This window comes from Pseudomonas sp. MC6 (assembly GCF_054790575.1).
The window spans coordinates 1,378,851-1,403,905 of the sequence record NZ_CP186504.1; the positions used below are offsets into that span (position 1 = coordinate 1,378,851).

The window sequence follows — 25,055 nt, forward strand, 5'->3', positions numbered from 1 at the left end:
ACATAACTTCCTAAAACAGTGACGCCGGACTGAGCCCGCCCCCACGGGCCAGTGATGACGCATGGACGCTCGTAGTTTCTATCTTCCGAGAGCTCAACTATGTCCCTGCGTAACCTGAACATCGCGCCCCGTGCCTTCCTCGGTTTTGCCTTTATCGCCCTGTTGGTGATCGTGCTCGGCGTGTTCGCCGTCAACCGCATGTCGATCATCCGTCAGGCGTCCGTCGAGATGGATTCGACGCAACTGCCCAGCGTGACGCAACTTGCCGTAGTGACAGAAAACGTCCTGCGTTTGCGCATTCTGTCGTTCCGCGTGCTGGTCAACCGCGAAGCGGCCGGGTTGCAGGAAGCGCAGACCCGCATCGGCGTCCTGGTCGACAAGGTTCGCGCCGCGCAGGCCAGTTACGCGGCACTGCCGGCTGGCCCGGAAGAACGGGCGTTGTACCAGAGCTTCGCGACCACGCTCGACAACTACCTGCAAGCGCAGAACCAGATGATGGAGCTGTCGCGTCAGGACAAGGTCGACGAGATGCGTGCCCTGATCAACACGCGGATCAAGGACGGCACCGACCAGATGGGCGAGCAGCTCAACAAACTGATCGCCATGAATGCTTCCGACGCCAAAGCAGCATCAGTTCAGGCGGGTCAATACTATGACAGCGCGATCACGGGGATCATTATCGTCGCCGTGTTCGCGGCTATTGCCACTGTGCTGCTGGCCTGGTTGCTTACCCGCAGCATCGTCACACCGCTGAACCGCGCCGTGCAGGCCGCGCAAACCATCGCTGACGGCAACCTCACCAAAGTCATCGAAATCGACGGCAAGGATGAAGCGACGCAGTTGTTGCAGGCGCTGGCCACCATGCAAACCAACCTGCGTAAAACCATCGAGCAGATCGCCGGTTCTGCCACGCAACTGGGCGCCGCTGCCGAAGAACTCAGCGCGGTGACTGAAGAAGCGTCCCGTGGCCTGCAGCAGCAGAACAACGAAATCGAGCAGGCCGCCACCGCCGTCAACGAGATGACCGCCGCCGTCGAAGAAGTCGCGCGCAACGCCGTGTCGACCTCCGAAGCCTCGAACCAGTCGACCCACGCCGCCCGCGAAGGCCGCGATCAAGTGGTGAAAACCGTCGACGCGATCCAGACCATGACCCACGACGTGCAGAACACCGCGCACATGATCGAAGGCCTCGCCGCGCAGGGCCGCGACATCGGCAAAGTGCTCGACGTGATCCGCGCCATTGCCGAACAGACCAACTTGCTGGCACTCAACGCGGCCATCGAAGCGGCGCGCGCCGGGGAAGCCGGACGTGGTTTTGCCGTGGTCGCGGACGAAGTGCGGGCATTGGCCCATCGCACGGCGCAGTCGACTCAGGAAATCGAAAAAATGGTCGCCGGCATTCAGAACGGCACCGGCGAAGCGGTCTCGTCGATGCAGCAAAGCAACCAGCGCACCCAGTCAACGCTGGAAATGGCTCGCGCGGCCGGCGTGGCGCTGGAGCAGATCACCCAGTCGATTCACCAGATCAACGAGCGCAACCTGGTCATCGCCAGCGCCTCGGAAGAGCAGGCGCAAGTCTCGCGCGAGGTCGACCGCAACCTGGTCAACATCCGCGATCTGGCCACGCAATCGGCTGCCGGGGCCAATCAGACCAGCGCCGCGACCCACGAATTGTCGCGTCTGGCGGTGGATTTGAATGCGATGGTGGCGCGTTTCGTGATTTGAGATACGGTGAAGGCTGGAGACCGCGCAATCAGGAGACGTACATGCGCTATTCAGCCTTGACCCAACGAATCGCCGGCGAGGGAGCAGCGGCCTGGCAGATTCACGACCGAGCGCTGGAGTTGCGCGCCGAGGGTGTCGATATCCTGCTGCTGAGCATCGGCGATCCGGATTTCGACACGCCTCTGCCAATTGTCCACGGCGCAATCGACAGCTTGTTGGCCGGCGATACACATTATTCCGATGTGCGTGGCCGTTCGGCGCTGCGCACGCTGATTGCCGAACGCCATCGTCAGCGCAGCGGGCAAGCGGTGGATGCCGACCACGTGATCGTCATGCCCGGCGCGCAATGTGCGGTGTATTCGGTGGCGCAATGCTTGCTGGATCCGGGCGATGAAGTAATTGTTGCAGAACCGATGTATGTCACCTACGAAGGCGTGTTTGGCGCTTGCGGCGCGACGGTAGTGCCGGTGCCGGTGCGCCCGGAAAACGGCTTTCGTGTCGACCCGGTTGATGTCGCTGCGCGCATCACGCCGAAAACCCGCGCGATGCTGTTGAACAGTCCGAACAACCCCAGCGGCGCGAGTCTGTCACTGCTGATCTGGCAGGAGCTGGCGGCGCTGTGTGTGCGGCATGACTTGTGGCTGATCAGCGACGAGGTCTACAGCGATTTGCTGTACGAGGGGCAGCACGTCAGTCCGGCGAGTCTGCCGGGCATGGCTGAGCGCACGGCGACAATCAACAGCCTGTCGAAATCCCACGCCATGACCGGCTGGCGCATCGGCTGGATGATCGGGCCGACATCGCTGGCCGAGCACTTGGTCAATTTGTCGCTGAGCATGTTGTTTGGCCTGCCGGATTTTGTGCAGAAGGCTGCAGAGATTGCGTTGCACTCAGACCTGCCGGAAGTGACGCAGATGCGCGAGGAGTATCGCCTGCGCCGGGATCTGGTGTGTGAGCGTTTGCAGGGCTGCCCCGGGCTGTACCCGATTCGTCCGGATGGCGGCATGTTCGTGATGGTCGATGTTCGCCAGACCGGGCTGGGAGCCCAGGCGTTTGCCGAGCAATTGCTGGAAGGCTATGGGGTTTCGGTCCTCGCCGGTGAAGCGTTCGGGCCGAGTGCGGCGGGGCATATCCGCATTGGTTTGGTGTTGGATCGGGTGAAACTGGCGGATGCCTGTGCGCGGATTGCGCTTTGTGCGGCGCAGTTGTTACAGGCGCGCAGTGCCTGATGGTTTTGGGTTGCCTGTCCCGGCCTCTTCGCGAGCAGGCTCGCTCCCACATTGGATATGCATTCCCCTGTGGGAGCGAGCCTGCTCGCGAAGGCGGCATTACAGCCACCGATTAATTCAGCCCTGCCAAGCCGATGGATTCACCAGATTCTCCGGCCTCTCTCCCTTCAACGCAGCCAACAGATTCTCCACCGCACACCGCGCCATCGCCTCGCGCGTCTCATGCGTCGCCGAACCCATGTGCGGCGTCGCCACCACATTACTAAGCTGCAACAACGGCGAATCATGCTGCAACGGCTCGCGCTCAAACACATCTAGCCCCGCCGCACGAATCCGCTGATGACGCAGCGCCTCGATCATCGCCGCCTCATCCACCACTTTGCCCCGCGAGATATTGATGAAGATGCTTTCCGGGCGCATTAGCGCAAACTGCTCAGCGCCGATCAAACCTTCGGTCTGCGCCGTCAATGGCAAGGTCAGGCAAATGAAATCAGCCTGCTGGAGCAGATCTTCAAGGCTACGATATTGCGCATCGAATCGCGCTTCGACTGCCGGTTTACGCGACTGACTGTGATAGATCACCGGCATGCCAAAACCAAAATGCCCACGCTGCGCCAATGCTTCGCCGATGCGACCCATGCCAATAATTCCCAGCGTCTTGCCATGCACATCAGTGCCGAAATGCGCCGGGCCGATGTTGCGATTCCATTGGCCGCTGCGCACCATGTTCGCCAGTTCAACCACGCGCCGGGCAGCGGCGAGGATCAAGGCGAAACCAGTGTCGGCGGTGGTTTCGGTGAGTACGTCCGGGGTGTTGCTGAGCAGGATCTTGCGTTGGCTCAGGTAAGCGATGTCGTAGTTGTCGACACCTACCGAAACGCTAGCGATAGCTTCGAGTTGCGGTGCCAGATCAAGCAACGCCGCATCGAGTTTCAGGCTGGCGCCGAGCAAGCCGTGGGCACGGGGCAGGGCGTCGCGCAGTTGCATCAGACCGTCGGCGTCGAGGCTGTTGATCAGCGTGACTTCGCACTGTTCCTGCAGACGCGCCATCAGCGCGGGCGAAAGTTTCTTGTACAACACGACCTGTTTTTTCATGGCAGAAGTCTCTTCAGGAATGCGCCGGCACGGCAGGCGTGGCGACGACTTTGGCAACGACGCGATCACTGGCGCCGGGCTTGAGAAAAATCGTCAGCACCACCGACAGCAGCAACGCGCCGCTCATCAGCAGGTAGGAAGCGCCGGGCGAGCCGGTGGAGCTGTTCAGATAACCGACCAGATACGAACCGCCGAACGAACCGAGCGCGCCCATGCTGTTGATCAGCGCCATCGCACCGCCGGCAACGTTGGCCGGAAGAATCTCCGGAACGATGGCAAAGAACGGTCCGTAAGGCGCGTACATGCAGGCGCCGGCAATCACCAGCAGCGTGTACGACCACCAGAAATGTTCCGCGCCCAACGCGTAAGAACCGTAGAACGCAATGGATGCGATCAGCAGCGGCGGCCAGACAAAGCGTTTGCGCTTCTGCAACTTGTCCGAACCCCACGACACCACAAGCATGCCGATCACCGCCGCCAGATACGGCAGCGCCGACAGCCAGCCGGCCTCGATCATGTCCATTTGCGCGCCAGCCTTGAGGATCGATGGCAGCCACAGCACAAAGCCGTAAACGCCGATGCTCCAGCAGAAAAACTGCAGCGCGAGAATGATCACCTTCGGCGAACGGAAGGCCTCGGCGTAGTTCTTCACCGCTTTGATACCGACCTGTTCGGCGGCCAGTGCACTTTCCAGGTCCTGCTTTTCCTGGTCGTTGAGCCACTTGGCCTCGGACGGACGATCATCGGCCAGGCGCCACCAGATAAATGCCCAGAGCACCGCCGGCAGGCCTTCGATGATGAACATCCAGCGCCAGCTGAAATGCTGCACCAGATACCCCGAAACCACCGACATCCACAGCATGGTCACCGGGTTGCCGAGGATCAGAAACGTGTTGGCCCGCGAGCGTTCGGCACGGGTGAACCAGTGGCACAGATAGACCAGCATCGCCGGCATTACCGCCGCTTCAACCACGCCGAGCATGAAGCGGATGACGATCAGCCAATAGGCGTTGGAAACCACGCCGGTCAACGTCGCGAGACCGCCCCAGAGAATCAGGCTGACGAAAATCAGTTTCTTCACGCTGTGCTTTTGCGCGTAGATCGCACCCGGCACCTGGAAGAAAAAGTAACCGAGAAAGAACAGCGCGCCGAGCAGCGAAGACAGGCCCGGGGTGATCATCAGGTCTTCGGCCATGCCCGACGCGGCGGCGAAGCCGTAGTTGGCGCGATCGAGATACGCCAGGCTGTAGGTGATGAACACGATGGGCATGATGTACCACCAGCGGCGGGTGGCAAGGGTTGCGGTTTTCATGGGTCTTGCTCCTGAGCTTGTTGTTTTTGTCGCAGCAGGTTCAATTATTTGCAGTGACTAGGCGGGCCTCTTCGCGAGCAGGCTCGCTCCCACAGGGGAATGCATTCCAAATGTGGGAGCGAGCCTGCTCGCGAAGGCGGCCTCAAATTCAACCGATAACTCCAGGCGGGTCGGCAACCCTTCCATATCCCCGCGACTCTGCACCGCGCGACTGCCAATCCAGTTCGCCCGCTGCACCGCCTCGGCAATACTCTGATGTTCGAGCAGGGCACTGATCATCCCCACTGCAAAGCCGTCACCGGCACCGACCGTATCGACGACATTGGCCACCGGCACACCAGCAACAAATCCCGACGCCAGATGCGTTCGGTAATAAGCACCCTCCGGCCCGAGTTTGATCGCCACCGCCTCAGCGCCCTGATCGAGATAAAACGCGGCAATGTCTGCCGGATCGTCAAAACCAGTCAGCAAACGACCTTCACTCAGCCCCGGCAGCACCCAATGGGCAAGGGCGGCGAGGCGGTTGATTTCGGTGATCATTTCGCCCTCGCTGGCCCACAGGCTCGGGCGCAGATTGGGGTCGAACGACACGCTGCGCCCGGCATTGCGCATACGCGTCATCAGTTCGAAAGACATCTCCCGCGCCGAGGCCGACAACGCCGGAGGAATCCCAGTGGCGTGCAAATGGCGGGCGCTTAGCAGGCTGGCGTTGATCGACTGCGGCGACAGATGACTGGCCGCCGAACCGCGCCGGAAATACTCGACCTGCGGGTCGCTGCCATCGTCGTTGCGCGATTTGAACTGGAAACCGGTCGGGTGCTGTTTATCGACATCGACGTGGCTGCAATCCAGACCTTCCTTGATCAAGGTCTCGACCACAAAGCGCCCAAGCGAATCATTGCCAACCCGACTCAGCCAGGCGACGTTGAAACCCAGGCGCGATAGCCCGATCGCCACGTTGCTATCGGCCCCGGCAATGCGCTTGTGGAAGTGCTCGACCGCCGCCAGATCACCGGTCTGCTCAGCGACCAGCATCGCCATGGTTTCGCCGAACGAAAGAATATCGATCTCAGACATGAGCAGGCTCCAGACGGGATTGGCCGAGGCGGGCGAGGGCGGCGACGTGCTCGGTGGTCAGTTGCACCAGATCATCGCCCTGCAACGGATACTCGGCCGCGCGCATAACGCCTTGGGCCATGTGCCGCAACAGTTGTTCCCACAGATGCAGATCACTGACGGCCGGCGGCACCGCCACCAGTTTGCCGTCGGCGCGACGGGCCACGGCTTTGCAGTGCACATAACCGACATGGCGGCCAAGCAGGCGCGCAGCGCTGGTGGCGGACTGGTCCTGCCACTGCCAGTTGCCGATGTCGAAAGTCATTTTGATCGGCAGATTGTGCTGTTCAACAGCGGCGAAGAAGCGCTGAAACGGCTCGATGCGGCCGCCGTGCAAGGTCTGGTCGTTTTCCACCAGCAACTGCACCGGACTGTGTTTCAAACGTTCGGCCAGGGCTTGCAGGTCATTGGTGTCGGTGAAATAGCCCAGCGACACTTTCAGCCATTTCGACCCAAAGGCTTCGGCCTGTTGCAGGGCGGTGATCAGTTCTGGATTGGGTTGTGCCTGACCGGCGAGCCACAGCTCGGTCGGCGACGAATAGATGCTTTGCAGGCCCAGCGCCTGGGTGGCGTGCGCCAGTTGCGCCGGTTCTTCGCGGGTCAGCAACTCTTCGCGCCACTCGATGCGATTGGCCCCGGCCGCAGCCAGCACATCGATAAAAGAATCCTGCCCGCGCTGACGCACAAGCTCGGCGCCGTAGCTGGACAGGCTGATGGAAACGTCGGGTTTATTCATTGTTATCGACCTCTGAAACCGGTTTCATTTTTGTTCAAAAAAATATCAGGTGTTTCTGTGTTGTCCTTTCGGACGCCTTCGCGAGCTGGCTCGCTCCCACAATGGAATGCGATCAACCTGCGGGAGCGAGCCTGCTCGCGAAGGCGTCAGCTCAAACACCTGAAATCCCAATGGTCGACCCACGCTCAACCAGCATCGGCGCAAAATCCACCACCCGCGCCGCCTCGCCATCCCCACGCAAGCGCTTGAGCAAACACTCAAACGCCCGCGCACCAATCTCCTGCGTCGGCTGAGCCAGCGCGGTAATCCCGCTGCCCACCAACGGATACCAATCCAGATCATCCAGGGCAATCAGCCCGACATCCTCAAACAGCCGGCAGCCAATCTGGCGCAACGCAGTTGTCGCCGTCAGCGCTGCCACACCATTGGCGCAAAGCAACGCCTTCGGCCCGGCAGCGGGTGTGTTTAAAAAGGTTTGAAGTTGCGCGCTCAGATCATCGCCGGTTTCCAGCACCGCACCGGTCAATCCCGAGCACTGCGCGATCCGCGCCTGAAAACTGCTGACCCGCTCGATCCTTGAACTGGTGCCGTCATAGGGTTCAGTCACCAGTACCAGATCCCGATAACCACGCTGCTCCAGATGCGTGAGCGCCATCTCTACAGCCAGTGGGTTGTTGAGCCCGACCATGTCGCTGTCTAGCCCGTCGACCTTGCGATCCACCAGCACCATCGGCATCTCGCGGCGCAACTCGTGCAATTCGTCACGGTGATGGCCCAGGGTGTTCACGATCAGCCCTTCGATGTTGTACGAACGCAGCAGCGCCAGGTGCTGGCGTTCCTGCTCGTCATCGCGGTCGGTGTTGCACACCACCAGGCTGTAGCCGTGCGCACGGCAGGCGGTTTCCACCCCGTGCATCACGGCAATCGAATAAGGGTTACGGATATCGGCCACCAGCATGCCGATCAGGCGTGTGCGCCCGCGCTTCAGGCCGCGAGCCATTTGGTTGGGGCGGTAGCCAAGTTCGCTGATGGCCTGTTCGATGCGCAGGGCAATGGCGTCGGAGAGCAGGGCGCGATCATCGCCGATAAAGCGCGAGACACTGGCCTTGGAGACCCCGGCATGATTGGCGACGTCCAGCATGGTGATACGGGCGCGCTGGGCAATGGAAAAAGTGTTCAAGGCATCGTCTTCTTATTGTGTGAAACCGGTTTCAGACGATAGTGATTTGTTTGGTCGTGTCAAGTAGTAAGGCGCTAGGTACCGCGGAAAATACTGACTTTTCCGACCAGCGGTCGCCTAACCTGTCAGATCTGACAGTAGGCAAGGAGTTGTATTAGGCGTCTAATTTTCTCAAAGGGTAACAATTCAAATCTTTGAAGCCTGTTCATAAAACAACGCGGGCACTTGCCATGAGCAGCATCAAATCAAATTTATTGCCTGCAAAATCAACCGTCTCTGCGGATAAAAATGTGCTGGCGGTGATTATTGAAGTCGATGGTGTGGATCCTGCTGACCCAGCAGGCTATATCCCTCTTGAAAAACTGACCAACGGCACCATTGCTCGAATACCAAGATGGAAAGAGTATTCCATCGATCCAGCCAGGCCTGATCATTTAGTTGTTTTTTTTGAACAGGATCGTATTACCACGAAAATTCATGACGCTTATTATGTTCCCGTTGCTATTGAAGAAATAGAAGTTGTCTTGAGCCCTGCACTGCTGAGCAAGGATGGAGTGGCCGAGATTTACTATGAATTGACTGACTTTGATGGAAATCCGGATCGCGCACCGCGTAGACAGCTGACGATTGATCATACCCAGGTACCGGTTCAGGAACTTGCCGAGGCGGAGTTTCTAGATGCCACGCTAAATGGGTATTGGAACCTTTCCAAAACTCAAATAAATAATGGTGGTGTTGTTTTCGTTCCCGCTCAGACAGTGAGCCGTCCTGTTGATGCGGGTGAATTAGAATGGCGGGTATATAATAGTCTGAATGCTAGTGGTGCCGAAGTGGCAGCTGCATTTGGTCGCTTTGAAAAAACTCTTAATGACAATGATATTAAAACTGGATTCGAAACACCGATCCCGTTCGCCCGGTATATACAGCCGCTGGGGGGGCTGGGCTCGGCTTTGGTTGTATATCGTTTTTTTAATAACGGACGGCTGGTCGGAGAGTCATCGCCAGCCTTGGTCAAGATTGATCTGCTCATTCCGGGCGCGTCAAAGTCGTCCCAGGACGACGGGGTGATAAGTAGTAGCGGTTTCTTGTCTCATAATGGAGTGTATGAAATGACTATCGAAGAAAAAGTTACGGGTGATGCTGAACGTGTGGAATTCGGAGGTGGTGTTCTCTCTCTACCGCCAGTTGTTAAGAATCTTACGGTGAATACGCGAATTAAAAAGGAAGATGCCGACAGAGGTTACATCGAAGTTGACCTTGATGGTCTGACGAACGCAGGCGGCGGTGGCACAGCGCAAATAGAAGTGATCCTGCCCGATGGTTCGGTGGTTGCAGGTGAAACCAAATCACTGGACGGTATCAATCAACCTTTAACGTTCAGAGTGCTTATCGCAAATATTGCTGAACGCACCACTCCGGAGGATCCCACTCCTTATAAGTTTCAATTCAAGATTTTTGACGCGGATGGTAACGATGACCATTCGAGTGCGCCGACCGATATTCAAGTACGGACTCGAGGGCCGTACGCGACCAAAACCCCTAATAGCAGGGGTACAGTGCCCGCTGTGAGTTTTACGAATGCTCCCGCCAGTAACGTACTGGATTCGGCGTGGTTCAATGCAAATCCGGGTGGTTTGCGTTGCAAGTTTCTCGATACGTATGCTTTCAAGCATGCGGATGATGTTAAAAATATATATATGGGGCCGAGATCCATTACTACCTCAGACACCCCAATCATTTCGGGTAAGCTGGATGCCAATGATGAACTGATTATTCCGGCCGACAAACTAAGAGCGTTTGGCACTACAGCACTTTGGGATGCCAATAACATTGTTGACCTGGCAGGATATCCTAGTGTTTTTTCGGCCGCGAGGCGTTTGCTGTCTGTAAGTTTGCCACCGCCTTTGGTGTTCTTTCCTCTTGAAGTGCCGGACGCGGGTACTGATTTAAGTACTACGTTGACACTTAAGCACTTCAATCCGGTGGTGCGGAATATCCGGGTAATCTTGCGACGGCCCACCAACGCAGTGGCGAACGCGGACATCGAAGTCAAGTTGGAAGGCGAAAGCCTGGGCAGCAAGAAGTTAGGTGCTACGGGTGGTCTGGAATTCGACTTGACCTATGATGTGTTCGATGCCGTTTACGGTGTGACCAAGGGCGAACTGCCTGCGAAGCTGACGTATACCTATAAGGATGGAAGTGCCCCCACGGAAGATTCAAATCAGGTGACTACGGTATACCTGAATGGTGATTATCCGCCGATCGGGTTAATTCCAGCTCCGGATCTTGTCAATGATAACTTGCCACCGGTCGAAGTGACGGGGGTCACTGATCAGCTGAACCATATTACGCCTGCGGATTTCAATGGGCTTGTCACATTTACCTTCAAATTATGGGAGTTGGACCTGGGCGAGCCACTGGAGCGCCAGGCAGTCGTGAGTTTTTATTACAATAATGAGTTTATGGGGGATGAGTTTATTGATGTTGGAGATCTCTCTACCTCCATTACTGTGCCTTTTGCCCGAGTCGCATTTCATGGTATCGGCACAAGGCCGGCTTACTGTGATATCAAATATCCGGATGTTGACGCTACCGTAGAACAGAAGACTCCGACTACGGTCAGGTTTGAAGCAACGGAGATTAATCTCCGTCCGCACATAGCTCGGGAGTTTAATGCGACAGATCCCGTTGTCAGTTGCCCTGCGCTTGATGTAGTAGCAGGTGCGCATCTCTGGCGAGTGGCGGTAGAGAAAGGGCAAGCAGCATTGCCTGCGGGTCAGGATATAACTGTTCATGTTCACGGCTATGAAGATGTAGGTCTGAGCACGCCGATTGGTGTGCCACATACGGAAACCAAACCGGCTGCGGTCGCAACGGCAGATACCGTTTTTGATGTGACTCTCACGTATCTGAAAACCCTGCAAGGGCCGATTACTCCGCCAGGCACTCCTGCCGACTACAACTACATACAGGTATGGTACTCAACGGTGATTGCAGGAACGACTTATGACTCACCGAAGCGTCAATACAGAGTCAACGTACGTAACACCAGCAGCAAGTTCTGTGATGAACCGGCATAACCGATGACCTGATAACCCAACCTGGCTTTCTATTTGTTTAGCGAGTCAGGTTGTGGTTGTTCCTGCAGTGACGAAGCAATTTTCATCATCAAATAGAGACTTATCCTACATAAAGGGAGTAAGTGGCCCTGTAGTCTTCCGCAGCTCGAGAATGCCCTTAACTCAATGTAAGAGCCGTATTTATGCCCAATACCTCATATCTTTCCTATGGATTCGTCAAAGGATGTGCTTTGCCTGCACTGTCCTCAATGATGCTTTTCGGCGCTCCGGTCTACGGTGCCGTGGTTCCAGGTGGTAGCACTCACACAATTGACAACTCCTTGCCTTCTGAAAGCTGGACGTTACAGCCAGGCTCCACGCTCATTTCCAATGGTGCAGATACACTGGCGGTAGTCGCCGACACGGCAACGTTCAACGCTACGGGTGCAAACATTGAGCGGCTCGAGGGCCAGCGTAACTCCACGTTCAATATCACAAATGCAGCTATAAGCCTTCTTGGAGGTGGCCGTGCCATCTCGATAAGCGATAGCGTTGCCAACCTTTCGAACACTCAAGTGACCAGCGACGATATCGGGCTGAACCTGATCAGAAATGTATCGGGGCAGATAGGTTCGAAAGTCTTTCTGACGAATGCAAGCTCCGTTTCCGCGCTAAACGGCGGCGCTCTCGCGACAGGCTTCAGCGAGATCAATCTTTCCAGTTCATCGATCACTGGCACCAGTGCAACGAGTTACGGGGCCCGAATCTCCAATGCCGATCTCAAGGCAGTGGACAGTCGGATTACCGGTGGGCTGAACGGTCTGCAGATAGGCCGGGAAATCAACGGGGCCAGAACCTCCACGGTGACACTGGACAGCACTACCGTTGAAGGCAAGTCCGGTTCCGCGATTGTTGTTGGCTTCCAGGACCGGAGCGGGATTACAGCAAATATCGATTTGCTCAATGGCAGCCGATTGATTGGGGCCAACGGCACGAGCCTTGAGGTCAATGACGGTGCCGCGGCCAACTTTTCGGCGGATCGTAGCGACCTTGTGGGTAATGTCGTCGTCGAGTCCGGTAGTTCGGCAGCCGTTACCTTGAAGAATGGCGCGACGCTGAACGGTAACTTGCAAAACGTCGCGCAGGTCAATCTCAACGCAGGGTCAATGACAGGCGATGTCCTTGCAGACACTGGCAACCCTGCTTCGGTGCAACTGGCAAACGGTTCTTCGCTGAACGGCAATCTGCAAAACGTCGCGAATGTCAGCGTAGATGGCAGCACCCTTACCGGTGATGTGCACGCTTTGCCTGGGGCAGGGGCCGTCATCCAGTTAAGCAATCAGGCTGTTCTGCAAGGTGGGATTTTTGATTCTGCACGCGTCGCCATTAATAGCGGCGCGCAATGGACGATGTCGGCTGACAGCACCGTGCAGCAACTGGAATTGAGCAATGGTGTGGTGCGGATGGGCACCCATGATCAATACCTGCAATTGAACGTGGTGAATCTGTCCGGTAACGGCACCGTCGAAATGGGCACTAACCTGGTTACCGGGCAAACCGATTTCCTGAATGTCACCGGCAACGCCACTGGGCAACATCAACTGCAAATCGCTGCTACCGGCACGACGCCTGTCACGGCCGAAGCTGTGAAGGTCGGCAATATCGCTGCGGGCGATGCGAGTTTTTCGCTGGGAGGACGTGAGACGGTTGACGCGGGTACGTTCGTGTATCGGTTGGCCAAAGAAGGTCAGGGTCTGTACCTGAATCCGGACAAGGAAACCGTGAGTACTTCGAGTAACACCGCGCTGGCCTTGGCGGGCAGTGCTCGCAGTGTCCTGAATGCCGAGGCCACCATGCTCAGCGATCAGTTGGGTGACCGCAGTCTCAGTATCCGCCCTGAGGCCTCGATGCGCGCCATGGATGACAGCTCGGTGAAACTGAGCAAAAGCGTTTGGGTTCGCACTTACGGTAACCAGTACAACGTCGACAACGCGTATGGCGACGGTTACACCCAGAATCAGACCGGTATTACTGGTGGTGCCGACACGGTCGTCGATATTGCCGGGCGTGCATGGGTACTCGGTGGATTCGTCGGCACGAGTCGAACAGACATCGATCTGAAATACGGTTCCAGCGCCATTGTCGACAGTGTGAACGCGGGTATTTACGGCAGCACCTTCGATGTCGACAGCGGTGTGTTCGTCAATCTCATGGCCAAAGTCAATCAGTTCGATAACAAAGCCAAAGTGACCATGAGCGACGGCACCCGCACGAAGGGTGACTACAAGTCTCTGGGATTAAGTGGTTCTGCAGCAATCGGTAAACATATGCGTCTCAAGGATGATTATTTTGTCGAGCCGCAGGTGCAGATATCGACGGGCGTTGCGCAAAGCGATGAATACAGGCTCGACAACGGCCTGCAAGTCAAAGCCGATACCATGCGGTCTGTTCAGGGCAAAGTGGGTGTTCGCGGCGGGCGCGTCATCACGCTGGATAATGGCAGTCTGCTGGAACCAAGCCTGTCGACCGCGTTCAATCACGAGTTCGTCAAATCCAACGAGGTCAAAGTCAACGACGACAGCTTCGATGATGATCGTGCCAGCAGCTCTGTGGAGTATGGCGCAGGTCTCAAGTGGACACCGGCTCAGCGTAGATGGCAGGTTTCCGGCCAGGTCGGTGGCAGCAAAGGGACAACCGTGAGCCAGGACTGGAGCGGTAGCCTGCGAGTCAGCTACTTCTTCTGATCGGTTACCAGTGAATTGAAAATGCCCTGACAGTGTCAGGGCATTTTTTTGTTCGGAGCTTGTTCAGCCAAACAGTCCTGCGGCGATATTGATTGAAAATCCGAGTATCGCTGTGTTGAAAACAAACCCGATCAACGACTGCGCCAGCACGATTTTACGGATATCCCGCGTTGCCACCCCGACATCGGCAGTCTGCACTGCCACACCGATGGTGAACGAGAAGTACAAGAAGTCCCAGTAGTTGGGCGTGGTCAGCCCTTCGGCAAAGCGCAACGCCGGTTCCTTGCCGTCCCATGTGTAATACAACCTCGCATAGTGCACGCAGAAAATCACCCCGATCAGCAGCCACGAACCGATCACCGTCAGCGCGGTGAACCCGTAATGCATGAGCTTACGCGTGGTTTCCAGATCTTTGCTGCCCGCCAGTTCGAAGGTGATGGTTGCCAAACTGGCCAGCGCGGCAATGCACACCACAAACAGCACCAGCCCGGCATTTTCGTCTTCGACTTCAGCGATGCGTTTGACGTCCGGGGCCTTGGCGCGCACGGTCAGCCAGAACATCAGGATCAGGTAGGTCCAGACACCGGCGTTCCAGCCGATGAGGATTTTGCTGACGATGGAATCAGCGGGCGCTAACAGGCCAGTAGCGAGGCCGAACAGGGCAGCGGCGGACAGGCGAGGGTGGGTGCGGGCGAGGAAGCGCATGGGGACTCACGTTGGTGAATTGTCTCTGCACCATAGCGCACGCCACCTGGCTTTTGTAGGAGCTGCCGAAGGCTGCGATCTTTTGACTTTGCTTTTAGAAGATCAAAAGATCGCAGCCTTCGGCAGCTCCTACAGTTTGGGTCAGTGGGGTTTGGTGAATCGTTGGACGAGTTTGATGACGACGACGAAAAAGACAGGCACAAAGATCACCGCCAGCGTCGCAGTGATCATCCCGCCGATCACTCCGGTGCCGATTGCCTGTTGACTCGCCGAACTGGCACCGGTGGCGATGGCCAACGGCACCACACCGAGAATGAACGCCAAAGAAGTCATCACGATCGGCCGCAGGCGCAAACGCGCGGCCTGCAACGTCGCGTCGATCAGGTCGTGACCTTCGTCATACAGGCTCTTGGCGAACTCGATGATCAGGATCGCATTCTTCGCCGACAGACCGATGATGGTGATCAGCCCGACCTTGAAGAACACGTCGTTGGGCATGCCGCGCAACGTCACGGCCAACACCGCGCCGAGCACACCCAGCGGCACTACCAGCAACACCGAGGTCGGAATCGACCAGCTCTCGTACAGCGCCGCCAGACACAGGAACACCACCAGCAACGACAGCCCAAGCAGGATCGGCGCCTGGTTGCCGGACAAGCGTTCCTGCAACGACAGCCCTGTCCATTCCTGGCCCAGACCTTTCGGCCCCTGCGCCACCAGACGTTCGATTTCCGCCATGGCCTCACCGGTACTGTGCCCCGGTGACGGTTCGCCGGAAATCGCAATCGCCGGATAGCCGTTGTAACGGGTCAATTGCGCCGGGCCCTGAATCCAGTTGGCCTGCACGAACGCCGACAGCGGCACCATATGCCCCGCGTTGTTACGCACATGCATTTTCAGCAGATCGGCGACCTGGCTGCGTTGATCGCCTTCGGCTTGCACGACAACACGCTGCATGCGCCCCTGATTGGGGAAATCGTTGATGTAGCTGGAACCGACGGCGGTGGACAGCACATTGCCGATGTCGGCAAACGAGACGCCCAAGGCATTCGCCTGCTTGCGGTCGACCACCAATTGCACTTGCGGCGCTTCGGCCAGCGCGCTTTCGCGCACATTCATCAGCACCGGGCTTTTTTCGGCGGCAGCCAGCAACTCAGTACGCGCCTGCATCAAAATCGCATGGCCGAGGCCGCCGCGATCCTGCAAGCGGAACTCGAAACCGCTCGACGTGCCGAGGCCATCCACGGGCGGTGGCAGTACCGAGAATGCCATGGCGTCCTTGATCTCGCTCAGCGCAATGTTGGCGCGATCGGCAATCGAGCTGGCGGAGTCATCACTGCCGCGCTGCGACCAGTCCTTTAGCGTAGAAAACGCCAGCGCTGCGTTCTGGCCGCTGCCGGAGAAGCTGAAACCGAGAATCACCACACTGTCGCTGATCCCCGGCTCGCCGGCGTTATGCGCTTCGAACTGTTCCGCCACAGCCACCGTACGATTCTTGGTGGCGCCGGGCGGCAGCTGAATGTCAGTGATGGTGTAACCCTGATCTTCCACCGGGAGGAACGAGGAGGGCAGGCGCGCGAAGCACAGGCCCAGCCCGACCAGCAACACGACGTAAATCAGCAGATAACGGCCACTGCGTTTCAGCGCATAGCCGACCCAGCCCTGATAACGATCGGTCAGGCGCTCGAAGCGGCGGTTGAACCAGCCGAAGAACCCGGACTTTTCATGATGCTCACCTTTGGCAATCGGCTTGAGCAGCGTCGCGCAAAGTGCTGGTGTCAGGGTCAGGGCGAGGAACGCCGAAAACAGAATGGACGTGGCCATCGACAGCGAGAACTGCTGGTAAATCACCCCGACCGAACCTTGCATGAACGCCATCGGAATGAACACCGCCACCAGCACCAGCGTGATGCCGATGATCGCACCGGTAATCTGCGTCATGGCTTTGCGCGTGGCTTCCTTGGGCGACAGGCCTTCGGTGGCCATGATCCGTTCGACGTTCTCCACCACCACGATGGCGTCGTCCACCAGAATACCGATGGCCAGCACCATGCCGAACATGGTCAGCACGTTGATCGAGAAACCCAGCGCGAGCATGGTCGCGAACGTACCCATCAACGCCACCGGCACCACCAGTGTCGGGATCAGCGTGTAACGCACGTTCTGCAGAAACAGGAACATCACCGCGAACACCAGCAGCATCGCTTCGCCCAAGGTGTAAACCACTTTGGTGATCGAGACTTTGACGAACGGCGAAGTGTCGTACGGGATCTTGTATTCCACGCCCGCCGGGAAGTAGCGCGCCAGCTCATCCATCTTCGCCCGCACCAGCGTCGCGGTGTTCAGCGCGTTGGCCCCCGGCGACAGTTGCACGCCGACAGCGGTCGACGGCTTGCCGTTGAGACGCGTGCCGAACTGGTATTCCTGACTGCCGATTTCCACGCGTGCGACATCGCCGATGCGCACAGTTGAACCGTCGCGATTGGCCTTGAGCACGATGTCGGCGAACTCTTGCGGCGTCGACAACTGCCCCTTCACCAGAATGGTCGCGGTGATTTCCTGACTGGACGGATTCGGCAGATCGCCGATGCTGCCGGCAGACACCTGGGCGTTCTGCGCCACAATGGCTTCATTGACGTCAGCCGGAGTCAGGTTGAACGCGATCAGTTTCTGTGGATCGATCCAGATGCGCATGGCCCGCTCAGCGCCATACAACTGTGCCTTGCCGACGCCATCCAGACGCTTTATCTCGTTCATCACGTTACGCGCCAGATAATCGCTGAGCGCCACGTCATCGAGCTTGCCGTCACTGGACGTCAGGGTGATCAGCAAGAGGAAACCGGACGAGACTTTTTCGACCTGCAAACCTTGCTGGTTCACTGCTTGCGGCAGGCGCGACTCGACCACCTTAAGGCGGTTTTGCACGTCAACCTGCGCCAGTTCCGGGTTGGTGCCCGGCTGGAACGTGGCTTTGATCGTCGCGCTGCCGAGGCTGCTCTGCGACTCGAAGTACAGCAGGTGATCGGCGCCGTTGAGCTCTTCCTCGATCAGGCTGACCACGCTTTCATCGACGGTCTGCGCCGAGGCGCCGGGATACACGGCGTAGATTTCGATCTGCGGCGGGGCGACATCGGGGTATTGCGCCACCGGCAACTGCGGGATGGCCAGCGCACCGGCCAACAGGATGAACAGCGCGACGACCCAGGCAAACACCGGACGGTCGATAAAGAACTGCGGCATAGAAAAGCGTCCTGCTTACTGACCAGAGGTCTGGGCAAGTGGAAGAGGGGTGTCGTCGATCTGCACTTTTTCGCCGGGACGGGCGTGTTGCAGGCCTTCGATGACGATACGGTCGCCGGGCTTGAGGCCGCCGGTAACGATCCAGCGATTGTTCTGCACCGCGCCGAGTTGCACCGGTTGCTCGGCGACGCGCATTTGCTCATCAACGGTCAGCACCTGGGCAATACCGGCGCTGTCACGCTGCACGGCCCGTTGCGGCACGGTGATGCCGTTCTGGATGGTTGCCTGCTCCAGACGCACGCGGATGAAACTGCCCGGCAACAAATCGAGGTCCGGATTGGGGAATTCGCTGCGCAGGATGATCTGGCCGGTGCCCGGGTCGACGGTGATGTCGCTGAACAGCAGCTTGCCCGGCAACGGATACAGGCTGCCGTCATCCTGAATCAGCGTGGCTTTGACCTGATCCTGGCCGACTTCCTGCAACTGCCCGGAGCGAAACGCGCGGCGCAGTTCGTTGAGTTCACGGGTCGACTGGGTGAGGTCGGCGTGAATCGGATTGAGCTGCTGGATCAGTGCCAGTGGCGTGGTTTCGTTCTGGCCGACCAGTGCGCCTTCGGTCACCAGTGCACGACCGATACGGCCGGAAATCGGCGCGGTGACGGTGGCGTAACCAAGGTTGAGCTTGGCGCGTTCGACGGCAGCCTTGTTGGCCGCAACGTCAGCGGCAGTCTGCCGGGCGTTCGCACGGGCGTTGTCGTAGTCCTGGCCGCTGATGGCTTGGTCGTCGATCAACTGGGCGTAACGCTGCTCTTGCAGTTTTGCCTGGAACGCATTGGCTTCGGCCTTGCGCAGCGCGGCTTCGGCGCTGTCGAGGTCAGCCTTGAACGGCGCCGGGTCGATGCGGAACAGCACGTCGCCCTTTTTCACGTCGCTGCCTTCACGGAAGGTGCGCTGCAAGACCACACCGGCCACCCGTGCGCGCACTTCGGCGATGCGGGGCGCGGCGATGCGGCCGCTGAGTTCGCTGCTGATCGTCAGGGGATGCGCTTCGATCGTCTCGATACGCACCGTGGCCGGTGGCGCCTGATCCTCTGCCTTCGAGGATGAATCACAGGCGCTCAGTGTCAGCGCCATCGCGATCAGGCCGAGCCCGGCCAGCAGTTTGTTCGACATGTACAACCCCCAATATTGATGCCCGCATCCTACGGGCAGACGCCGAGATTAGCGGTGAAGCTTTGTAGGCGCTGTGTGAAATTGTGTAAGGGTTTTGCTCAGGGACGGGCGAGGGCGTATATCCTTCAGGTCTTGAAATTTATTGCGACAGATAAATAGCTTTCGCGAGCAGGCTCGCTCCCACAAGGAATCGCATTCCAAGTGTGGGAGGGAGCCTGCTCGCGAATGGGCCTTATCAGTCGCCACAGCACTTTCTGGATCACCCCATGCCCAACATCCTCCTGGTCGAAGACGACACCGCCCTCGCCGAACTGATCTCCAGCTACCTGGAGCGCAACGGTTATTCCGTCAGCGTGATCGGCCGTGGCGACCACGTGCGTGAACGAGCGCGGGTCAATCCGCCCGATCTGGTGATCCTCGACCTGATGCTGCCGGGCCTTGATGGCCTGCAAGTCTGCCGTTTATTGCGCGCCGATTCGGCGACGCTGCCAATCCTGATGCTCACCGCCCGCGATGACAGCCACGATCAAGTGCTGGGCTTGGAAATGGGCGCCGACGATTACGTCACCAAACCGTGCGAGCCACGGGTGTTGCTGGCGCGGGTACGCACGCTGTTGCGCCGCAGCAGCCTGGGCGAACCGCTGACCGCCAATGACCGCATCCTCATGGGCAATCTGTGTATCGATCTGTCTGAACGCACCGTGACCTGGCGTGATCAACCGGTCGAACTGTCCAGCGGCGAATACAACCTGCTGGTGGTGCTGGCCCGACACGCCGGCGAAGTGTTGAGCCGCGACCAGATTCTGCAGCGCCTGCGCGGTATCGAATTCAACGGCACCGACCGCTCGGTGGACGTGGCGATTTCCAAGCTGCGCCGCAAGTTCGACGACCACGCCGGCGAGGCGCGCAAGATCAAGACCGTGTGGGGCAAGGGCTATCTGTTCAGCCGTTCCGAGTGGGAATGCTGAGCTGATGTTTCGCATCCTGTTTCGCCTTTATCTGGTGACGATCATCTCGTATAGCGCGGCGATTTACCTGGTGCCAGATCTGGTGGTCATGGCGTTCAGGGATCGCTTCGTTACTTATAACCTCGACTATTCGCGCGGACTGCAATCGTTGATCACCCGCCAGTTTCATGCGGTGCCGCATGAGCAGTGGCCGGCGCTGGCGGCGTCGATGGACAAGGATTTCCAGCCGCTGCACATCGTCCTGGCGCGCATCGACGATGCCGATTTCACCGCTATCGAGCAGGAGCGCCTGCGTCGCGGTGAAAACGTTGTGCGTATCGGCGATTGGGGCTGGCGCACGCTGGCGGTAACGCCGCTGGACGACACCACCGCCGTGCAAATGGTTGTGCCGCCGGATCCGCTGGACGTCAATCTGTTGTACTGGAGCATCAACGTGCTGATCGGCGCGAGCCTGCTCGCCTGTCTGCTGATGTGGCTGCGCCCGCACTGGCGTGATCTGGAACGCCTCAAAGGCACCGCCGAACGCTTCGGCAAGGGCCATTTGAGCGAGCGTACGGAAATCGCCCCAAGCTCTAACATCGGCAGCCTTGCCAATGTCTTCGACACCATGGCCGGCGACATCGAAAACCTGCTCAACCAACAACGTGATCTGCTTAACGCCGTGTCCCATGAACTGCGCACGCCGTTGACGCGTCTGGACTTTGGCCTGGCGCTGGCGCTGTCCGATGACTTGCCGACCGCCAGCCGCGAGCGTTTGCTGGGGCTGGTCGCGCACATTCGCGAGCTGGATGAGCTGGTGCTGGAGTTGCTTTCTTACAGCCGTTTGCAGAATCCGGCGCAACTGCCGGAACAGGTCGAGGTGTCGCTGGACGAGTTCATCGACAGCATTCTGGGCAGTGTCGATGAAGAACTGGAATCACCGGAAATCGTCATCGATGTCTTGCTGCACGGCCAGCTCGAACGCTTCTCGCTCGATCCGCGCCTGACCGCGCGCGCGATCCAGAACCTGCTGCGCAACGCCATGCGCTATTGCGAGAAGCGCATTCAGATTGGCGTGCAGGTCAATGCCGAGGGCTGCGAGATCTGGGTCGATGACGACGGCATCGGCATTCCCGATGACGAACGTGAGCGGATTTTCGAACCGTTTTATCGGCTTGATCGCAGTCGGGATCGGGCTACGGGCGGGTTTGGTCTTGGTCTGGCGATCAGCCGTCGGGCACTGGAAGCGCAGGGTGGGACGTTGACGGTTGAGTCTTCGCCGTTGGGTGGTGCGCGCTTCCGGTTGTGGCTGCCCACTACCGCCTGAGCTTCATGCCTCTACACATATACCTGTGGGAGCGAGCCTGCTCGCGAAGGCGCCGAATCAGTCGCCATCTTAGCGCTGGTTGTCCGCGATTTAGAGACGGCGCAGGCCTACAGCTTTCTTACACTTTCAGCAGTTGCGCGCGCAGCAGTTCCGCATGCTGCTCCAGCTCCGCCGACGAATTACGGCCAATCAACATCCACGCATGCTCACGTTCAGTCCAATACACCACATTCATCTCATGCCGACGCTCATGGGCCAGCGGCTGACTTCCGCTGTTCGAGCGGGTCACACACAGCGCCAGTGGCCCGTGTTTCGCATCCAGATAAACAATCTGTGCAATCGGCACGCCGTCGTACTCAAGCATTTGTGCCCGTTTGAATTCGGCACCCGGTAGCTTCAAAGTGGCTGGCGAAAGGCTCAGGCCAAGGCGTGCGTCAATCGTGCGCAGTTGCGCGCGTTGGGAGGCGTCGTCCGTGGCCAGATGATCAAGCGTCTGCGGCACGTACAGCGCCATGTAATCGCCCACCAGTGCGCGCCAGTTGTTCGATTGCGCGGCATGCCAACCGAGGAACAAGCGGTCAGCCAGCACACCACCGGCCACTAGCGCTGCGGCTGCGCCACCGATAAACCAGCGTCGGTTGAAGCCCGGACGCTGCGGTGAAGGAATCGCATCCAGCCGCGCTTGCAGGCGTTCCAGCGGCGCCTGTTGCGCCAGTTCGTCATAGGCGTTCTTGTACGGCAGGTTGCTGCGACTGAGCCATTGCACGCGCAGACTCAGCAGCGAATCTTCGGCAATCGCATCGTCGAGCTGATCGCGATATTCGCGTTCAAGTTCTCCGTCGAGGTAGGCGACCAGTTGCTCATCCGAAGGTGTGTTCATCAACGGTCTCCTTCGGTGGATTTCGGCACAGCCTGCAACGGCGGGTATTCGGCGAGTTTCAGCCGTGCGGTGGCCAGACGACTCATGACCGTGCCGATCGGCACTTGCAGGATCTCGGCGACTTCGCGGTAAGACAAGCCTTCGACATAGGCCAGATACACGGTTTCACGCTGGGTTTCCGGCAAGGCATCAACGCGACGAATCACCTGCGCGGCCATCACGTGAGTCTGCGCCGCATACTCCCCATCGAACGCCAGCTGCCCATCGGCATCGACCTGACCCGCACCCTGACGCACGCGTCGAGCGCGCACTTCATTGAGCCAGATCGAATGCAGAATGCTCAATAACCAGCGATCCATGCGCGTGCCGGCGGCGTATTGACCGGCGCGCTCCAGCGCTCGCACACACGTGGCCTGCACCAGATCCTCGGCCAAATGCCGATTGCGCGACAGCAGCAAACCGTAGCGCCACAATCGCGCCAGATGCTGTCCGAGTTCTGCTCTGAATGCCTGATCGTTGACGATGATGGCGGCCCTTATAAGTGCTCAGGTTTTCGATGAATCGTTGATGGCTTCGGCCAGATCCTGGTATTCCTCGCAGGACGTACCGCAAATCGATTGGATCTGCTGCAACTGTTCCTGCGCCAGATCGACGCGACCCTTGATCACATAGGCCTCGCCGAGGTATTCGCGCACTTGCGCATACTGCGGATCAAGCTTCACCGATTGCAGGTAATAACCGATGCCCTCATCAGTGCGCCCCAGTTTGCGCGTGGCATAACCGCGATAGTTGAGGGCCTTGGCGGTTTTCGGTTGCTTGAGCGTATCGAGCAGCGCCAGGGCTTCTTCGTAGCGACCGACCTTGGCGAGGCGATAGGCATAATCGGTACGGTCGGCATCTGAAAGTGCTTTGCTGACTTGCATCACGCACTTCTGCGTTTTGCTGTCCCAGACCTGGCCTTTCGGGCATTCGGGTTTCTGTACCGGAGCTTCTTCATCACCGTTGGCGAAGGCCAATTGGCTGGACATCGCGGCGGCCAGTAACAACGGGGCGGCGAACATAACGGAACGGATAGTCATGGGCAAGGCTCCACAGGGGGTTATGTTTCACTTTGAACACCACAGCGTGAATTTTTATTCATTGCTTTATCAGTGACTGTTCAAGTTCAGCGTAAATTCAAGCGCTATGCTCGGGAGCGTCTGCCGTCGATCCGATGTTTTGCCGTAAGGAGCGTTGCCATGACCGACCACGTCCATCACTCAGCCGCTGCCGGCTACAAAACCGCTGCCGACAGCTACGTCAAAGGGCGGCCGGACTATCCGCCGCAGGTTAGTCAGTGGTTGGCCGCGACGCTGGGTCTGGATGGGCACAAGACCGTGATCGATCTGGGCGCCGGCACCGGAAAATTCACCGGGCGTCTGGTAGCGACCGGTGCGCAAGTGATCGCGGTTGAGCCAGTGGCGCAAATGCTGGAAAAGCTCTCGGACGCCTGGCCTGAAGTCCTGGCCGTGAGCGGCACGGCGACTGACTTGCCGTTGCCCGACGCTTCCGTGGATGTGGTGATTTGCGCGCAAGCGTTTCACTGGTTCGCCAGCACCGAGGCACTGAGCGAAATCGCCCGGGTGCTTAAACCCGGTGGCAAGTTGGGGTTGATCTGGAACCTGCGCGACACCCAGGTCAGTTGGGTGCCGAAACTGGACGCCATCGTCAATGCGCTGGAAGGGGACACGCCGCGCTATTACACCGGCGCGTGGCGCACAGCGTTTCCGCACCCGGCATTCGCGCCGCTGCAGGTTGAACGGTTTCACCATGGCCATACCGGCTCACCGGAAGATGTGATCTTCAACCGCGTGCGCTCGACCAGTTTCATTGCCGCGCTGCCGGAGGCGCAGCGGGCGCAGGTTGATGAGCAGATTCGCGCGTTGATTGCCGCCGAGCCTGAGTTACGCGGCAGGGACGTGGTGACAGTGCCTTACGAAACCGCCGCGTTCGTCGCCGTGAAAAAGGGCTGAATCCCACGACACTCCGCTATCGCGAGCAGGCTCACTCCTACAGGGGTTTCAGGTGTTCATAGTATCTGGCTGCACTTTTCCACCGCCTTGCGTCGTTCGCGAACCCCACGCACCACCAGATACAACAACGGCCCAACCGAGACAAAAACCGCCGTCAACAACAAATACGGCAGCACCGACCAAACCGACTGCCCACGCGACCGCGCATCCTTGACCATCCAGATACCCGCCAGCGTGGCCAGCAGATACAGATCAATCACCACCTGCGCCGTATCGGGCCGCGACATCAGGCTGATGCCAAAATCGATCAACGACTGTTCAGCCTGGAGCATCACCGAAACGGTGTAACCGCTAAAAGCGAGCAAAGCCGTGAGGGGCAGGGCGATCGACATCATGCATTCCTTCCGTGGTGTGATGAGAGAGTCGCCAGACTAACGCCGCCGCGCAAAATTGGCCATTGACTCGCCAATAGCGCACAGGCTAATTTCCAGCCCATGACTTCGACTGTATCGCGCTGCCAGCCAATGATTATTACCGCCATTCCTCATTTGGCGGGCTAGCTCACGACTGCAGCA

19 protein-coding genes are annotated in these 25,055 nt (G+C 58.6%); 7 read left to right on the top strand and 12 right to left on the bottom strand.

All coding sequences use genetic code 11. The features are described from left to right. Window positions 1-99: 99 nt before the first annotated feature. Together ACOYXE_RS06325 and ACOYXE_RS06330 are read left to right on the top strand one after the other, a co-directional pair. Window positions 100-1,725 carry a methyl-accepting chemotaxis protein gene (locus ACOYXE_RS06325; protein WP_405123567.1) on the top strand — a complete coding sequence of 542 codons (1,626 nt, stop codon included), beginning with the start codon at window positions 100-102 and terminating at the stop codon, window positions 1,723-1,725. Window positions 1,726-1,766: 41 nt separating this feature from the next. Next, window positions 1,767-2,954, top strand: coding sequence for a pyridoxal phosphate-dependent aminotransferase (locus ACOYXE_RS06330; RefSeq protein ID WP_160058133.1), 1,188 nt, complete (start codon window positions 1,767-1,769; stop codon window positions 2,952-2,954). A 117-nt stretch (window positions 2,955-3,071) separates the two neighbouring features. Here the strand turns inward: ACOYXE_RS06330 and ACOYXE_RS06335 are convergent, their stop codons facing one another. From ACOYXE_RS06335 to ACOYXE_RS06355, 5 genes are all read right to left on the bottom strand, one after another. Next, on the bottom strand, window positions 3,072-4,049 hold the full coding sequence (locus ACOYXE_RS06335; RefSeq protein ID WP_160058131.1) for a 2-hydroxyacid dehydrogenase: 978 nt from the start codon (window positions 4,047-4,049) through the stop codon (window positions 3,072-3,074). A gap of 13 nt (window positions 4,050-4,062) precedes the next feature. Beyond that, entirely contained in the window at window positions 4,063-5,361 is a 1,299-nt protein-coding gene (locus ACOYXE_RS06340) for an MFS transporter (protein WP_405123569.1), read from the bottom strand. Between the two features lie 57 nt (window positions 5,362-5,418). After that, window positions 5,419-6,438, bottom strand: a complete 1,020-nt coding sequence (locus ACOYXE_RS06345) for a sugar kinase (RefSeq protein WP_160058128.1) — start codon at window positions 6,436-6,438, stop codon at window positions 5,419-5,421. Beyond that, complete coding sequence (locus ACOYXE_RS06350) at window positions 6,431-7,213, bottom strand: sugar phosphate isomerase/epimerase family protein (protein WP_160058126.1); 783 nt, start codon at window positions 7,211-7,213, stop codon at window positions 6,431-6,433. Before ACOYXE_RS06350 ends, ACOYXE_RS06345 begins: the two co-directional genes overlap by 8 nt. A 151-nt stretch (window positions 7,214-7,364) precedes the next feature. Further along, window positions 7,365-8,393, bottom strand: a complete 1,029-nt coding sequence (locus tag ACOYXE_RS06355; RefSeq protein ID WP_460928243.1) for a LacI family DNA-binding transcriptional regulator — start codon at window positions 8,391-8,393, stop codon at window positions 7,365-7,367. A 230-nt stretch (window positions 8,394-8,623) separates the two neighbouring features. Here ACOYXE_RS06355 and ACOYXE_RS06360 point away from each other — a divergent pair, with 230 nt between their 5' ends. Then, complete coding sequence (locus ACOYXE_RS06360; RefSeq protein ID WP_460928245.1) at window positions 8,624-11,473, top strand: Ig-like domain repeat protein; 2,850 nt, start codon at window positions 8,624-8,626, stop codon at window positions 11,471-11,473. A 182-nt stretch (window positions 11,474-11,655) separates the two neighbouring features. After that, on the top strand, window positions 11,656-14,196 hold the full coding sequence (locus ACOYXE_RS06365; protein ID WP_460928247.1) for an autotransporter outer membrane beta-barrel domain-containing protein: 2,541 nt from the start codon (window positions 11,656-11,658) through the stop codon (window positions 14,194-14,196). 63 nt (window positions 14,197-14,259) lie between these two features. Here the strand turns inward: ACOYXE_RS06365 and ACOYXE_RS06370 are convergent, their stop codons facing one another. From ACOYXE_RS06370 to ACOYXE_RS06380, 3 genes are all read right to left on the bottom strand, one after another. After that, window positions 14,260-14,901, bottom strand: a complete 642-nt coding sequence (locus ACOYXE_RS06370) for a DUF1345 domain-containing protein (protein ID WP_016984456.1) — start codon at window positions 14,899-14,901, stop codon at window positions 14,260-14,262. Window positions 14,902-15,042: 141 nt separating this feature from the next. Then, window positions 15,043-18,141: an efflux RND transporter permease subunit gene (locus tag ACOYXE_RS06375; protein WP_160058120.1), complete on the bottom strand. Its 3,099-nt coding sequence runs from the start codon at window positions 18,139-18,141 to the stop codon at window positions 15,043-15,045. A gap of 15 nt (window positions 18,142-18,156) precedes the next feature. Next, window positions 18,157-19,314 carry an efflux RND transporter periplasmic adaptor subunit gene (locus ACOYXE_RS06380; RefSeq protein WP_460928250.1) on the bottom strand — a complete coding sequence of 386 codons (1,158 nt, stop codon included), beginning with the start codon at window positions 19,312-19,314 and terminating at the stop codon, window positions 18,157-18,159. A gap of 266 nt (window positions 19,315-19,580) precedes the next feature. On the opposite strand from ACOYXE_RS06380, the gene ACOYXE_RS06385 reads away from it, so the two are divergent. Together ACOYXE_RS06385 and ACOYXE_RS06390 are read left to right on the top strand one after the other, a co-directional pair. Next, window positions 19,581-20,282: a response regulator gene (locus tag ACOYXE_RS06385; RefSeq protein WP_007912171.1), complete on the top strand. Its 702-nt coding sequence runs from the start codon at window positions 19,581-19,583 to the stop codon at window positions 20,280-20,282. A gap of 4 nt (window positions 20,283-20,286) precedes the next feature. Next, a complete protein-coding gene (locus ACOYXE_RS06390) occupies window positions 20,287-21,588 on the top strand; it encodes an ATP-binding protein (protein WP_460928252.1) in 1,302 nt (433 codons plus the stop codon). Between the two features lie 118 nt (window positions 21,589-21,706). Here the strand turns inward: ACOYXE_RS06390 and ACOYXE_RS06395 are convergent, their stop codons facing one another. From ACOYXE_RS06395 to ACOYXE_RS06405, 3 genes are all read right to left on the bottom strand, one after another. Continuing rightward, window positions 21,707-22,468, bottom strand: coding sequence for an anti-sigma factor (locus ACOYXE_RS06395; protein ID WP_460928254.1), 762 nt, complete (start codon window positions 22,466-22,468; stop codon window positions 21,707-21,709). Further along, entirely contained in the window at window positions 22,468-22,950 is a 483-nt protein-coding gene (locus ACOYXE_RS06400) for a sigma-70 family RNA polymerase sigma factor (protein ID WP_405124204.1), read from the bottom strand. The genes ACOYXE_RS06395 and ACOYXE_RS06400 overlap by 1 nt, the downstream gene beginning before the upstream one ends. Before the next feature lie 63 nt (window positions 22,951-23,013). Further along, window positions 23,014-23,547, bottom strand: coding sequence for a tetratricopeptide repeat protein (locus ACOYXE_RS06405; protein ID WP_160058113.1), 534 nt, complete (start codon window positions 23,545-23,547; stop codon window positions 23,014-23,016). 159 nt (window positions 23,548-23,706) lie between these two features. Here ACOYXE_RS06405 and ACOYXE_RS06410 point away from each other — a divergent pair, with 159 nt between their 5' ends. Further along, a complete protein-coding gene (locus ACOYXE_RS06410) occupies window positions 23,707-24,480 on the top strand; it encodes a class I SAM-dependent methyltransferase (protein WP_160058111.1) in 774 nt (257 codons plus the stop codon). Window positions 24,481-24,536: 56 nt separating this feature from the next. Here ACOYXE_RS06410 and ACOYXE_RS06415 read toward each other — a convergent pair whose 3' ends face one another. Then, a complete protein-coding gene (locus tag ACOYXE_RS06415; RefSeq protein WP_160058109.1) occupies window positions 24,537-24,875 on the bottom strand; it encodes a DUF2834 domain-containing protein in 339 nt (112 codons plus the stop codon). Window positions 24,876-25,055 lie beyond the last annotated feature (180 nt).